Annotated in this window: 13 protein-coding genes; 5 read left to right on the top strand and 8 right to left on the bottom strand. The window is 68.8% G+C overall.

Translation table 11 applies throughout. The annotated features are described in order from the left end of the window. Positions 1–2 precede the first annotated feature (2 nt). From OHA25_RS16160 to OHA25_RS16140, 5 genes are all read left to right on the top strand, one after another. Positions 3–737 (top strand): alpha/beta fold hydrolase, encoded by a 735-nt coding sequence (locus OHA25_RS16160; RefSeq protein ID WP_327588385.1) that lies wholly within the window; start codon positions 3–5, stop codon positions 735–737. A 280-nt stretch (positions 738–1,017) separates the two neighbouring features. Continuing rightward, positions 1,018–1,251: a WhiB family transcriptional regulator gene (locus tag OHA25_RS16155; protein WP_327588384.1), complete on the top strand. Its 234-nt coding sequence runs from the start codon at positions 1,018–1,020 to the stop codon at positions 1,249–1,251. A 106-nt stretch (positions 1,252–1,357) separates the two neighbouring features. Next, positions 1,358–2,422 carry a ferritin-like domain-containing protein gene (locus OHA25_RS16150; protein ID WP_327588383.1) on the top strand — a complete coding sequence of 355 codons (1,065 nt, stop codon included), beginning with the start codon at positions 1,358–1,360 and terminating at the stop codon, positions 2,420–2,422. Continuing rightward, on the top strand, positions 2,419–4,128 hold the full coding sequence (locus tag OHA25_RS16145; RefSeq protein ID WP_327588382.1) for a sodium:solute symporter family protein: 1,710 nt from the start codon (positions 2,419–2,421) through the stop codon (positions 4,126–4,128). The genes OHA25_RS16150 and OHA25_RS16145 overlap by 4 nt, the downstream gene beginning before the upstream one ends. A 31-nt stretch (positions 4,129–4,159) precedes the next feature. Further along, on the top strand, positions 4,160–4,474 hold the full coding sequence (locus tag OHA25_RS16140) for a hypothetical protein (protein WP_327588381.1): 315 nt from the start codon (positions 4,160–4,162) through the stop codon (positions 4,472–4,474). A 16-nt stretch (positions 4,475–4,490) separates the two neighbouring features. Here the strand turns inward: OHA25_RS16140 and OHA25_RS16135 are convergent, their stop codons facing one another. The 8 genes from OHA25_RS16135 to OHA25_RS16100 all read right to left on the bottom strand — a co-directional run bounded on the left by OHA25_RS16135 (position 4,491) and on the right by OHA25_RS16100 (position 12,421). Beyond that, positions 4,491–7,253: an AAA family ATPase gene (locus OHA25_RS16135; protein WP_327588380.1), complete on the bottom strand. Its 2,763-nt coding sequence runs from the start codon at positions 7,251–7,253 to the stop codon at positions 4,491–4,493. Between the two features lie 161 nt (positions 7,254–7,414). Next, on the bottom strand, positions 7,415–7,633 hold the full coding sequence (locus tag OHA25_RS16130; RefSeq protein WP_327588379.1) for a hypothetical protein: 219 nt from the start codon (positions 7,631–7,633) through the stop codon (positions 7,415–7,417). A 104-nt stretch (positions 7,634–7,737) separates the two neighbouring features. Continuing rightward, positions 7,738–8,175 (bottom strand): cupin domain-containing protein, encoded by a 438-nt coding sequence (locus OHA25_RS16125; protein WP_327588378.1) that lies wholly within the window; start codon positions 8,173–8,175, stop codon positions 7,738–7,740. A gap of 122 nt (positions 8,176–8,297) precedes the next feature. Beyond that, a complete protein-coding gene (locus tag OHA25_RS16120) occupies positions 8,298–9,527 on the bottom strand; it encodes a cytochrome P450 family protein (protein ID WP_327588377.1) in 1,230 nt (409 codons plus the stop codon). A gap of 533 nt (positions 9,528–10,060) precedes the next feature. After that, positions 10,061–10,528, bottom strand: a complete 468-nt coding sequence (locus OHA25_RS16115; RefSeq protein WP_327588376.1) for an SRPBCC family protein — start codon at positions 10,526–10,528, stop codon at positions 10,061–10,063. Next, a complete protein-coding gene (locus OHA25_RS16110) occupies positions 10,525–10,767 on the bottom strand; it encodes a hypothetical protein (protein WP_305922856.1) in 243 nt (80 codons plus the stop codon). Before OHA25_RS16110 ends, OHA25_RS16115 begins: the two co-directional genes overlap by 4 nt. Positions 10,768–11,147: 380 nt before the next feature. Beyond that, a complete protein-coding gene (locus OHA25_RS16105) occupies positions 11,148–12,023 on the bottom strand; it encodes a sigma-70 family RNA polymerase sigma factor (protein ID WP_327588375.1) in 876 nt (291 codons plus the stop codon). Beyond that, positions 12,020–12,421 carry a VOC family protein gene (locus OHA25_RS16100; protein WP_327588374.1) on the bottom strand — a complete coding sequence of 134 codons (402 nt, stop codon included), beginning with the start codon at positions 12,419–12,421 and terminating at the stop codon, positions 12,020–12,022. The genes OHA25_RS16105 and OHA25_RS16100 overlap by 4 nt, the downstream gene beginning before the upstream one ends. Positions 12,422–13,172 lie beyond the last annotated feature (751 nt).

Raw genomic sequence — 13,172 nt, 5'->3', positions numbered from 1 at the left:
CCATGCCCGCGATCCTCATTCACGGCGTCCCCGACACCCACCGCGTCTGGGCAGGCGTCCGCCGGCACCTGACGCGCACGGACGTGGAAGCCTGGGACCTGCCGGGCTTCGGCGCTCCACGCCCGGACGGCTTCGGCAGCACCAAGGAGGAGTACGCCGAGTGGCTGATCGGCCGTCTGGAGAGGATCGGCGAGCCGGTCGACCTGGTCGGCCACGACTGGGGATGCATCCTCACCGCCCGGGTCGCGTCCTTGCGCCCCGACCTGGTACGCACCTGGGCCGGCGGCAACGGCCCCATCAGCGCCCGATACGTCTGGCATCCGCTGGCCAAGGTCTGGCAGGACCCGGTCGAAGGGGACCGCTTCATGGCCGAACTGACGCCGCAGGGCTTCGCCGACGACCTGATCACCGGCTTCGAGGTGCCCGATGACCTGGCCCAGGAGATGGTGCGGCACGTGGACGCACCGATGAAGGACAGCATTCTCAAGCTCTACCGCTCCGCGGTGCGGATGGGCAGCGAGTGGGAACCCGAGCTGGCGAAGATGACCGCGCCCGGCCTCGTGTTCTGGGGGGCACGCGATCCCGCCTGTCAGGTCGAGTTCGCCGACGAACTCGGCCGGGCCATCCGGGCGGAACGTGTGATCAAGCTCGACTGCAACCACTGGCCGGTGCTGCAGCGGCCGGCGCAGGTCGCCGCCATCCTCGAAGAGCACTGGCAGCGCCACCAAGCCGCCTGATCCGGCGGCTCTCCTGGGCCGGCGCCTGATCCGGCGCCCCCCTTGGGCCGGCAGCCGGGCCGATGAGACCCATCCGGCCCCGGGCTCGCCTGCCGGCCCCACGCGCTTCACACTCATTCGCCCGGTGAGGCGAATGAGTGTGAACGGCTCCCTGTTCCGGCCCGCCACCGAAGACAAGCGCACATCTGAAATGACCACACCGACCATCGCTCATGAGGTGGAGATCATGACCGTCCATCGGATTCATCAGCACCGAGAGCCTCGATCCCCTCTGCGCTGGATGGACAGCGCAGCCTGCCAGGATGCGGAGCCCGGCCTCTTCTTCCCGATCACGTGGGGCGACCATCCCGGTCAACGCGAGGAGCAGGCACGGCACATCTGCCAGACCTGCCCCGTACGAGCGGCCTGCCTCGATTGGGCCGTGCGCACCGGCGAGGCGGACGGTATGTGGGGCGGCACCACTCCGGAGGAGCGCCGCCGGATACGCGCCCGCCAACGGCTGGCCACGGCCTGACGGTGGCCGATACGGAACTCATGGATGTCAAGGAAATTCCCGGCAGCTGTCACGCGTGCGGAGGGCTGTCCGGTCTTAGCAGGCAGACAATGGAGATAGGACTCTGATGAAGAATCTGGAACCGCAGGGGACTGTCGCTGTTCCCGGGTCAGCACGCATCGACACGCTCGAGAGCCTGCGTGAGCACCTGCAGTGGGCGGTCGAGCTGGAACACGCGACCTTGCCGCCGTACTTGTGCGCGTTGTACTCCCTGGACCCCGAGCGCAACCCCGAGGCAATGGAGGTGGTGGGCAGCGTCTTCGCCGAGGAGATGCTGCACCTGGCCCTGGCCGCGAACCTGCTCAACGCCGTCGGCGGGCGGCCGCGCCTCGACATGCCGGGGATGTTGCCGCCCTATCCCCGGCCGCTGCCCCACAGCGATTTGGAACTGTCGCTGCTCCCGTTCGGCCCGGAGGCCCTGGAGATGTTCCTGCGCCTGGAGCAGCCTGCGCCGCCCGGCGCCCCGGCGGAAGGCGACGGCTACGAGACGATCGGGCAGTTCTATGACGCGATCGAACAAGGGCTGCGCCACCTGTGCAAGGAACTCGGCGAGCGGGAGGTCTTCGGCGGCGACCCCGCCCGCCAAGTGAGCGGCAGCCATTTCCGGCACACCGCGGGGTCGCTGTTCGCGGTGGAGGATCTGGAGTCGGCGCTGGGGGCGCTGGAGGAGATCGTCGAACAGGGCGAGGGCACGGCCCGGGGCGAGGTCTGGGACGGCGACCAGGACATTTTCCACCCTGATCGGGACGAGGTCGCCCACTACTACCGCTTTCAGGAGCTCAAACTCGGCCGGCGCTACCGGCGCGGCGACAGCCCGCAGTCCGGGCCTACCGGCGAGCCGCTTTCGACGAACCTGGCCGCCGTGCGCCCGATGCGGCCCAACCCGCGGCTGTCCGATCACGCCCCGGGCAGCGCGATCCGTACCGCGCAGGAAGAGTTCAACCGCACCTACTGCACCCTGTTGAACCAGCTGGAGCAGGCCTTCAACGGCGACCCGAAAGTGCTCGGGTCCGCTGTCGGCACCATGTACACGCTCAAGGGGCAGGCCAACACCCTGATGCTGATGCCCGATGAGGACGGCACCATGGCCGGCCCCACTTTCGACTACGTGCCACCCGAGCAGCGCTCATGAGCCTCGAGCTCACCGCCTTCTCCCTGCGCGACGTGGACAACCCTCTGAGGATCGGCGCCGAACTCGTCGACTATGTGCTGATCTTCGTCTACTTCGCCGTCGTCCTGCTGGTCGGAGTGGCCGCGCGCCGGAGGATCTCCAGCAGTCTCGACTTCTTTCTGTCGGGGCGGTCGCTGCCGGCCTGGATCACCGGGCTGGCCTTCATCTCGGCGAACCTCGGCGCCGTCGAGGTCATCGGAATGTCGGCCAACGGCGCCGAGTACGGCATGCCGACCATGCACTACTACTGGATCGGCGCGGTCCCGGCCATGCTGTTCCTCGGCATCGTGATGATGCCCTTCTACTACGGGTCCAAGGTGCGCAGCGTCCCCGAGTTCATGCGCCGCCGCTTCGGTCCGGGCGCACACCTGGTGAACGCGATCACCTTCGCCCTCGCCCAGGTGCTCATCGCGGGGATCAACCTGTTCCTGCTGGCCACGGTGGTCAACGGCCTGCTCGGCTGGCCGCTGTGGGTGGCACTGCTCCTCGCCGCCGCGATTGTCCTCAGTTACATCACCATCGGCGGGCTGTCCGCGGCGATCTACAACGAGGTCCTGCAGTTCTTCGTCATCGTCGCCGCGCTGCTGCCGCTCACCCTCATCGGGCTGCACCGCGTCGGGGGTGTCAGCGGCCTGGTCGACAGGGTGCGGACGGCCGTGGGGGGCGGCGCCGAGCAGCTCAACTCGTGGCCGGGCAACGAACTGGCCGGGTTCGGCAACTCGGTCCTGTCCGTCATCGGCATCGTCTTCGGCCTGGGCTTCGTGCTCTCCTTCGGCTACTGGACGACGAACTTCGTCGAGGTCCAGCGCGCGATGGCCACCAGCTCGATGTCGGCCGCGCGCAGCACGCCGATCATCGCCTCGTTCCCGAAGATGTTCATCCCGTTCATCGTGGTGATCCCCGGGATGATCGCGGGGGTGCTGGTGCCCGAGGTGGTGCGGCTCAAGGCCGGCGATCAAAGCGCGGGCATCACGTACAACGACTCGATCCTGCTGCTCATGCGCGACGTGCTCCCCACCGGGCTGCTAGGCATCGCCCTGACGGGCCTGCTCGCCGCGTTCATGGCCGGCATGGCCGCCAACATCTCGGCCTTCAACACCGTCTTCAGCTACGACCTGTGGCAGCAGTACGTGAAGAAGGGCCGCTCCGACGGCTACTACCTGAAGGTCGGCCGGTGGGCCACGGTCGGCGCGACGCTCCTGGCCATCGGCACCGCGTTCATCGCCGCCGGCTACGGCAACCTGATGACCTACCTCCAGACCCTGTTCGGCTTCTTCAACGCTCCGTTGTTCGCCACGTTCATCCTCGGCATCCTCTGGAAGCGGATGACCGCGACCGCGGGATGGGTGGGACTGGTGTCCGGGACGCTGGGCGCGGTCACCGTATGGTTGCTCAACGAGCTGGGCGTCATCGACCTGCCCGGACAGGGAGCGGCCTTCGTGTCCGCGGGAGTGGCGTTCGTCGTGGACATCGCGGTGAGCGTCCTGGTCAGCCTGATGACCTCGCCCAAGCCGGCGAGGGAGCTCAGCGGGCTCGTCTTCTCCGAGACGCCCAAGGCGGTGCGCACCGATCCGGCGGCGAGCCGCCTGCCCTGGTACCAGGCGCCGGCGAAGCTCGCGGGCATCTCCCTGGTGCTCGTCACCGCCCTCAACGTGATCTTCCGATGACCATCCTTCTGCCCCGGAAAGGAGTCGGTACATGACCGTCGACCAGCCCGCCACGAGCCGGCACGGCGCCGCAAGTGAAAACGCCGGCCCCCGCAAGGCCGGCCCCTTCGACATCCGCGTCGTCATCGCCGGACTGATCGGCTTCTACGGCACCGTGCTGATCATCATGGGGCTCGTCATGGACTCGGCCGCGAACCGGGCCAAGACCGGCGACGTGAACGCCAACCTGTGGGCCGGCATCGGCATGGCAGCCGTCGCCGCCGCCTTCGCGATCTCGGTACGCCTACGCCCTGTCATCATCGAATCCCCCGCACAACCGATGGAGTCCGTTGGGCCGCCTCGGTGAACCCCATGCCCATGGGCTATCCGGTGCCCGGCGCCGCGTGGTCGAGCTCCGCGAGCGCGGTCTTCAGCTCGGCGCGCCCCCTGATGCCGAGCTTCATGAAGACCTTGCGCAGGTGGTACTCGGCGGTGCGCGCGCTGATGAACAGCCGCGCGCCGATGTCCCGGTTCGTGAGTCCTTCGCGCGCCAGGCGCGCCACATTGAGCTCCTGGTCGGTGAGCTGCGCCGCCGACCCATGCGTGCGAACGCGCAAGGTCTCGCCGCTCGCGCTCAGCTCGCGTGCGGCGCGCTCGGCGAAGCCGTTCAAGCCAATGCCCGACAACAGCTCGTACGCGGCCCGGAGCTGCTCGCGCGCATCGGCGTGCCGGCCCTGGCGGCTCAGCTCCTCCCCGTACAGCAGGCGACAGCGCCCCACCATGATGGGAATCCGTTCGTACTCGAAGCGCTCGATCGCATCCCGGTACAGGGCCTCAGCTTCGTCGCCTTCACGCAGCTGCGCTTCTGCCATCGTCAGCACGGCCAACGCCCAGTTGGTCCCCACCGGCCGCGTGACGCTCGCCAGTTTCTCGAATGCCTCCTCGGCGAGCGTGCGCTCGCCGGTGTGCGTGGCCGCCTCCACGAGCTCGAGCAGCGTGCGCATCGCGTGGCTCAGCTCGTGTGTGTACGGCAGCTCACGGCGACCGGAGGTCACCGCCTCGGCGAAGCGGCCCAGGCCGTTGTAGAGGATGGCCTCCCCGAAATTGATCGCACTCAGCCCGTACCCCTCGCCCCGCGCCTGCGCGTCGGGCCGGATCTGCTCCGCCAGGCGCTCCGCCTCGTCGGCCTGCCCTCGGTATGCCGCGAGGAAGAACCGCCCGTACTGCGGCAGCGGGTGGCCGGTGACGTCCTTGATGGCGTCGATCTCGTCGCAGGAGGCTTCGGCCGCGTCCAGCTCGCCGTCGACCGTCTGCGCCACCATCAGCAGGCTCAGGGCGATCGGCAGCACCGTCACGACGCCTTCGGCGCGGGCGAGCTCGACCTGCCGATCGGCGAGCGCACGGAGCCCGCGGGCGTCCCAGAGGTCCTGCGCGGCGCGGGAGGCGAACCACATCCAGTGCAGCTCAAGAGAGTCCGGGGCCTGCTCGAGGAAAGCGCGCTGCGCCCGGCGCAGGGTCTCGAGCGCGGCCTCCTGCCCTTTGGCGGCGAGCAGCGCTTGGCCGCGCAGGATCAGGTCCCGCGCACGGTCGGACTCCTCATCGGCGGTCGCCTCCAGGATCGCGTTCGAGACCGCGGCCACCTGCTCGGCGTCACCGAGCCGACCGCCGTAGATCGCGGCCGACAGCGCCTCGATGTAGGTGTCGCGGGCGAGCACCGGGTCGAGCCCTTCGAGACCCTGCGCCGCGGCGAGGAGGAGCCGCGCACCGCTGCTGTCGCGCCGCAGTGCGTATCCGGCGCGAGCGCGCAGCCGGGCGACGAGCGCCTCTTGCAATGCGGTGAGGGGGTGGTCGCGGGCGGCGTCGAGCAGGCGCAGGGCGGCTGCGGGCGCGCCCGCCTCGTGCTTGGCCTCCGCGGCCGCGATCAGCCGCTGCCCGCGGCGGACCGGCTCAGGCGTCAGCTCCGCCGCCCGCTCCAGAAACGCACCAGCGGCGGCCGCGCCGCCGCGGGTCCGCGCACGCACCGCGGACCGATCGAGGTCGGCGGCGACCTCCTCGTCCGGGTGCAGCGTCGCGCTGGCGCGATGCCATGCCCGGCGATCCGGGTCGTGATCGACGCTGGTGACGTCGGCCAGCGCGGCGTGGACGCGCCGCCGGTCCTGCGGCGAGGCAGACCGGTAGACCGCCGAGCGCACGAGCGGATGGCGAAAGCCGACGCGCGTGCCGACGACGAGCGCGTGGGCGTCCTTGGCAGCGTCGAAGTCCTTCAGGCTCAGTCCCAGTGCCGCGCTCGCACGCCACAGCAGCCCGGGATCGCCGGTCGGGTCCGCGGCCGCCAGCAGCAACAGCAGGCGCGCCGACTCGGGCAGCGGCTCGAGCTGCGCGACCAGGCTCTGCTCGATGCGGCTCTCCAGCGGCATCGCGCCGATGAGAGCGAACCCGCCGGCGATCTCGGCCGGGCTCAGCGACCGGGGCAGCTCCCGCAGCGCCAGCGGGTTGCCGCGCGCCTCCTCGATCAGCTGGTCGCGTACCCGCAGGTCGAGGCCGCCGGGGGCCGACAGGCGCAGGAGCTCGCGCGCGTCGTCGTCGCCCACCCCTTCGACGACCAGTCGCCGAAGCCCGGCGAACACCTCGTCGACCGTGCGCATGGCGAGCACGATGGCGATCCCCTCGGCGTCGAGACGCCGGGCGGCGAACGCGACAGCGCGCGCCGATGCCTCGTCGAGCCACTGTGCGTCGTCGACGATGCACAGCAGCGCCCGGTCGCCCGCGGCCTCGGTGAGCAGCCCGAGCAGTGCGAGCCCGACGAGGAACGGGCTGGGGGCGGAGCCCTGGCGCAGGCCGAACGCCGCCTCGATCGCCTCACGCTGTGGCGCGGGCAGGCGCCCGGCCGAGCTCATCATGTGCCCGCACAACTGCTGCAGGCCGGCGTAGGCCAGCTCCATCTCGGACTCCGACGCGACGATGCGCTCGACCCGGACGTCCGTCGCGGCGTGCGCCTCCATGCGGTCCAAGAGCGCGGTCTTGCCGATGCCGGCCTCGCCGGAGACGACCAGCGCGCCGCTACGACCGACGCCGGCCCGGTTCACCAGCGCGTCCAGCTCCGCCAACTCTCGCTGCCGTCCCCGCAGTGGCGCGGTCTCTGTCACGGGGCCACCTTCGCTGGGGTTTACCGATATATATGCGTTTGGCGGCCAGATCCTATCTGAGACATTGGCTGGAGGACGTCTCCGCCGGCGGCAAGCCGGTCGAATGCCCTTCGGGCAAAGCAGAAGGCGGAAACCGAACCCGGTTCCCGCCTTCTTTGCTTTTAACGTGCGGTGGTGAACAGGAACGCGCAGTCCTCCACGGCCTCCACACGGTGGCGGCGTTCGGGCATGACCAGCAGATCACCCGGCAGCCCGTCCCACGTGTCAGGCCCGGCGACCAGCCGCACCCGCCCGTGCAGCACGTGCACCGTGACCTCGCCAGGATGCTCGTGTTCGTGGATGTGCTCGCCCTGCCGCATCGCCATCACGGTCTGCCGCAACGAACGATCGTGTCCGCCGTGGACAGTGGTGGCACTGCGACCACTGCCCGCCTCACGGGCAAGCGCGAGAAGATTGCGAACCTGCGCAGTCAACGAAACCTTGGTCACGACTGCACCCGGCGGTCTCGTCGAGCCTCCAACTCCTCCGGGCTGACCGGGATCAACATCGGCTGCCCGGGCGCGCAGAACATCGTCACGACGAACGCCGACTCCTCGTCGGCGAGGTGGTTGCCGTCCTGGTAGTGGATCACGTCCCCGCCAGGCTCCCAGAACGCCTCACCGGCCCGGACAACCCGTACGGGTTCGCCTTCGAGCTCGAAGTTGATGGCGCCCTTGACCACGTACCCGTACGCGGGCCCGGAGTGCCGGTGGGGCGGCGCGCCGGGGCTGTTCGGCGGCAGCGTGACCAGGAGCGTCATCGCCTCGGCCCCCTCCGGCGCAGGCGGCGCCCCCGGCACGGTGGCGACCACGTCGATCTTCGGCGGCGGCCCGCTCTTGTCGGGGTTCTCCAGGTGGTGAGCGTGAGCGTGATCGGTGCTCATCAGGCTTCCTTCGCGAAACAGTGGCCGGCTCGGATCCGGCCGTGCACCAGCTAGGACCGGGCAGCGCCCCGATCTGTGACAACGCCCTGAACAGTGCGCCCGACACCGGAGGCCGGGCCGTGCTACTCGACGACGCGCAGGTACACCGGGAGTTCCTGGTGACCGTTGCTGATGAGAGTGGGCACCGGCCGCAACGCGTCGGCCGGTACTGCGAGTGACATGGCGGGGAAACGCTCGAAGAGCTGACGCAGGGCTTCTGCGACTTCGAGGCGGGCCAGCGGAGCGCCGAGGCAGAAGTGAACGCCGTAGCCGAACGCCAGGTGGTCCTTCACCTTGCGGGTGACGTCGAAGGCGTCGGCGTCCGGCCCGTGCCAGTCCGGGTGACGGTTGGCGGCCCCATACGCGGCAAGGATGGGGTCTCCCGCGGCGATGACCTGTCCGTCGGGCAGCTTGATGTCGGTGACGGCGAAGCGCAGCGGCAAGTACTTGATGGCGGGCTCGGCGCGAAGGGTTTCTTCCACCACGTCTTCCCAGGTGGCCTGGCCAGTGCGGACGAGGCGGAGCTGGTCGGGGGACGTCAGCAGCGCGAAGACGGCCTGGTCGATGACGTTGACAGTCGTTTCGTACCCGGCGTTGATCATCAGAATCATTGTGTCGCGCAGTTCGACATCGGTGAAGCCGGTGCCGTCCGACTCCTCGTCGCGTGCCGCGATGAGAAGGGAGGTCATGTCGTCGCCGGGGTTGCCACGCTTGGTGGCGATCAACTGGTCGGTGGCCTCGAAAAGACGTGCGGTGTTGGCCTGGGCCTGCTCAGGCGTGAGCGTGCTGTCGAAGACGTTGTCGACGATCTGCCGGAAATCGTCCCGCTGGTCTTCTGGTACGCCCATCAGGTGGCCGATCACGGCGATGGGCAGCGGGAAGGCCAGTCGCTCGCGCAGGTTCACCACCTGGCCGGGGGGCACCGTGGCAAGATCGTCGATCAACTCGGTGACCAGGGATTGGATGGTCGGCTTCAGCTCCGCGATGCGGCGTGCACTGAAGGCGGGGGCGACCATCCGCCGTAACCTGCGGTGGTCGGCGCCGTATGCGGTGAGCATGCTCTGCACCTCGATCCACAGGGCGAGCGGCCACGTTCTGATCGTCTGCTGAAAGGCCGGGTAGTGAGCACGGCCGTTCTTGGAGACGTCAGGGCTGGTGAGCAGAGTCTTGAGCAGGGCAGGGTCGGTGACTGCCCAGGCGCGCAGACCGAGGATGTCCACGGGCGTGGCCGGACCGCGAGCCCGCAGAGCCTGGTATTCAGCAAGCCGGTCGGCGCCCGTGGGATCGATGACGAACGGGAGAGGTTGGGACATGTGTCTTCTCCTTAGGGTCGCAACAGCGAAGCGGAGGAAAGGGGCATCACGGCACGCTGGATCGCCCTGACTGCGGAATGGCTCGGTCTGTCTTAGGCCGTGCCTGGGCGAGAGCTATACACACGGTTGACCGGGTAGCCCGGGCTATGCGTGACAGGAAGCTCGCTGTGACGTGCGTCTCATCATCAGTGTCAATCCCCTGGAATCACGCCCTGGCGCTCGGCACATCGCACGCGATGACCTCTCGCGATGCCGCGGCCCACCTGTCACTGGCGGCGGCGCTGCGGGCCGCGGCGCCGGTGCCCCTCGTGCTGCACGGGTTCTCCAGGCTTGACGACGCCAAGCTCGCCGCGGTGGTACGCCGGGATCATCAAGGTCAACATCGGCACCCGGCTCAACGTCGCATGACCGGCGCGGCACGGCGGCTGCTCACCGAAGACCCACGGATGAGCCGACGGCGACCTCCGTCGGCTGGCCGGCCCGTTGCTGGTCGCCAAGGCCGCCCGTCACCTGGCCCGTGGCCGGTCGCCCTTTTACGACTGGGCGGCCGTGTTCGGCGGCCGGGACCCGAGATGGCGGGCGATCTCCTCCTCCCACGACCTCAGGAAGTCCGGGTAGCGCTCGGCAAACTCGCGCAGAGGCACCTGGGCCTCTGGCGTGAGTGCGGTCAGGCCGTACGTGACCCGTACCGTGCTGCCGCCCTGCCCGTCCGCGTCCACCTCGACAGTGACGGTCCCGGCCCGGGAGTCGGGCGTTACCCTGGCGTACGAGACGCGCCGTCCAGGCTCGCGCTCGACCACCACCCAGATGGTCCGCTCGCCGTGCGCGCCGGTCTCGAAGACCGTGCCGGGGACGGAGTCGTCACTGGTCTTCACTGGGAAACGGGGCCGCCACCCGGCCACCCACTGCTCCTCGCCGCGCGGCGTGAACAGCATGAATGCTTCCTCAGGCGGCAGCGCGACCGCCAGCCGTCCGGTGAGCGTGTACTGCGCGCCGCTCATCGCTCTGTCAGCCGGTGCGCATCGGCGGATGTCAGGGTCAAGCCGTACACAGCCTTGAGTTGTTCGATCTTGGCCAGGGTTACGGGCGTGAAGGGCGCCTTGCCATCGAAGGAGTGCAGCGCGATTCCCTCCACCAGGTCGCCGAGCGAGATGTCGAGGTATTCGGCCAGTCCCTTAAGCACCTTGAGCACGTTCTTCTCGAGCCGCAGGCCTGTCTGCGTGCGTTCGACTGTTACCATGGTAACAATGTACCGCCGGTCGGCCACGATTTGACCCTCCACCCCAGGCCATCTGGGAGCTGCGTTACGTCGTGGCGATGGAACGGCCCGCCAGCGGGTTGGCCTGGCCGGCCATGCGGCGCAACCATCCGGGACACGCGGCGACTCTGCTGCGTGTGAAAGCTCGCTCTCGGGGCAGATCCCGCTCGCCTGCGACGCCCTTGACAAACTCCAGTCCAGACGACCTGCGCTGAGACGATGAGTGTGCCCCTCAGGGTGAGGGGCACTGGTGCAGCCGAAGTCCAAGGTCGATACCGCTGCGGGTTCGCCGTGGTCGCGCAACATCGGTCGGTCGCCCCGGGATGTCGCACCCTGCACGGGCCGACCCTGACGACACCGGCTCAGGCCGGGGCGGGCAGCTGGATCGAGGCGAGTTTGGCCGGGTCGATGACGATGTGGATGCCGGCGATCCGGCCTTCGGTGACCGTGAAGGCGATGACGGAGAGAGGCGTTCCGTCGGGGCGCCAGGACATGTGGCCGGGGATGCCGTTGACCAGCACGGGTCGTTGGCGAGCGACCTCGCCGGAGAACATGCGGGCGCCGGCGGCGACCTCGGTGGCGCCGAGGGTGACGACCATACCGTCCGGGGTGTCGACGGTCAGCTTCACGTTCGGGTCGAGGACACGCAGGAGCGCTTCGAAGTCGCCGCTGAGCGCGGCGGCGCGGAATGCCTGGACGACCTCTTGGTGCTCGCGGCCGGGGCCCGCCGGCCGGTCCGTGGCTTGGACCTTGCGGCGGGCGCGGCTGGCGATCATCTTGGTGGCGTCGGCGGATTTGCCCAGGATCTGACCGATTTCGCGGAACGGGACCGCGAACATGTCGTGCAGAACGAACGCCAGGCGCTCGCTCGGGGTGAGCGAGTCGAGCACGACGAGCAGGGCGAGGCCGACCGAATCGGCCAGCGCCACCTGCTCGTCCGGCGCGGGGTCGTCGGCGGGCGTCACCACGAGGTCCGCAAACTCGTGCCCGTAGGCGGTCTCGGGGTGGGCTTGACGGGATCTCAGGAGGTCCAGGCTGATTCGGCCGACCACCGTGGTCAGCCAACCCGCCAGGTTGCCGATGGTCGCCTCGTCCTGGCGGACGAGACGCATCCACGCTTCCTGGACCACGTCCTCGGCGTCGGCGTGCGAGCCCAGCACGCGGTACGCGAGGGCGCGCAGCCGATCGCGCTGGGCTTCGAACACCTCGGTCACGAGGCCGGACGAGTGGGTGGTCACGGCTTTCGCGGCTTTCGCTGCTGACGGAGCGAGACCCGGTTGCCGTCCGGGTCCACCGCCTCGATGCGGACCCCGAACGGATAGTCCACGGGTTCCCACTCTTCGAAGGTGACGCCGCGCCGGCGCAGGATCTCGAAGTCCTTTCGCAAATCATCGGATTCGAGGATCAGCGGACCGGGCGCGCCATCCTGGCCCACGTCGCCCGGCTGACCCGCGGCTGCCGCATGCGACCACAGGAGGATCTGCACCGGGCTATCGGGAACGCCGACGGTGAGGAACCGGCCGTCGGGCCCTGAGAAGTCGATCCGCTTTTCCAGGCCGAGTCCCTGGGTGTAGAACTCCAGCGCGCGGTCCTGATCGGTGACGTAGAGCGTCACGTACATGACGTTGGTCAGCATCCTGTTCTCGATTCACTCGTTGGTGCGGCGACCGTTCGTATTCGGTCGTCGCACCTATGACGAGTGCCGACGGGAGAAGGTAACAGGTCCGGTCCGCCAGACCGGTTACCGGGGCGCATGCCGGTGTGGCTCGGCAGCACGCGTCCAGGCCCGTGCCCGAAGAGCGTGGGTCAGTACCGCTCATCCACAGAGAATCCCCAGGACCCGGAAGCCGGAGGGTTGGCCGTGTAGTAGTAGCACGGCCTCGGCGTGGTCCACGACGACTTGTACTTGGGTCGCTCCCGTTCACAGGCGGCCTTTGTCTTGAACATTCCGACGAAAAAGTCCGCGTGCGCGGGGCCGGCCAAGGTAACCGCACCGATCGCCGCCGTTGCGGCCGCGAGAGCGATCACTCCGGTGCGGCGCAAACCGGGCCGACGGATGACCATCATTATTTGACTCCACTTTGTCGAGGTTCCTGCGGGAGATCTAAGCACCCGGCGGTACACGGCTGGAATACTCAGATCATGTACCAGAAATGTGCCGCCAGTATGCCAGTCAGATTCATAATCAGGACGCGGCAGAGCGGTGCAACGATAGCCGTCACTCCCGGTGCGGCGTACGCCGATCACTACACGACATACAAGAACAGTTCGGCCAGGGCAGGAACCCTCTACCTCCACGCGGCGATGGGTCCCAGAAAGGGCGGCCGAACCAGCCTCGACCGCGGCGTCGCCCGTCTGTATGCGAACACCTACAACGGTGCGGACGG

Source organism: Nonomuraea sp. NBC_00507 (genome assembly GCF_036013525.1).
Classification (GTDB): Bacteria; Actinomycetota; Actinomycetes; order Streptosporangiales; family Streptosporangiaceae; genus Nonomuraea.
Note: the sequence above shows the minus strand (reverse complement) of the source record. Positions and strands in the feature narration are given on the sequence as shown.

Excerpts from the sequence above, each read along its gene's own strand:
- OHA25_RS16155 (WP_327588384.1), top strand. The coding sequence starts at position 1,018 with ATGGACAGCGCAGCCTGCCAGGATGCGGAGCCCGGCCTCTTCTTCCCG.
- OHA25_RS16110 (WP_305922856.1), bottom strand. The coding sequence starts at position 10,767 with ATGGTAACAGTCGAACGCACGCAGACAGGCCTGCGGCTCGAGAAGAAC.
- OHA25_RS16115 (WP_327588376.1), bottom strand. The coding sequence starts at position 10,528 with ATGAGCGGCGCGCAGTACACGCTCACCGGACGGCTGGCGGTCGCGCTG.
- OHA25_RS16145 (WP_327588382.1), top strand. The coding sequence starts at position 2,419 with ATGAGCCTCGAGCTCACCGCCTTCTCCCTGCGCGACGTGGACAACCCT.
- OHA25_RS16140 (WP_327588381.1), top strand. The coding sequence starts at position 4,160 with ATGACCGTCGACCAGCCCGCCACGAGCCGGCACGGCGCCGCAAGTGAA.
- OHA25_RS16160 (WP_327588385.1), top strand. The coding sequence starts at position 3 with ATGCCCGCGATCCTCATTCACGGCGTCCCCGACACCCACCGCGTCTGG.
- OHA25_RS16120 (WP_327588377.1), bottom strand. The coding sequence starts at position 9,527 with ATGTCCCAACCTCTCCCGTTCGTCATCGATCCCACGGGCGCCGACCGG.
- OHA25_RS16125 (WP_327588378.1), bottom strand. The coding sequence starts at position 8,175 with ATGAGCACCGATCACGCTCACGCTCACCACCTGGAGAACCCCGACAAG.
- OHA25_RS16100 (WP_327588374.1), bottom strand. The coding sequence starts at position 12,421 with ATGCTGACCAACGTCATGTACGTGACGCTCTACGTCACCGATCAGGAC.
- OHA25_RS16150 (WP_327588383.1), top strand. The coding sequence starts at position 1,358 with ATGAAGAATCTGGAACCGCAGGGGACTGTCGCTGTTCCCGGGTCAGCA.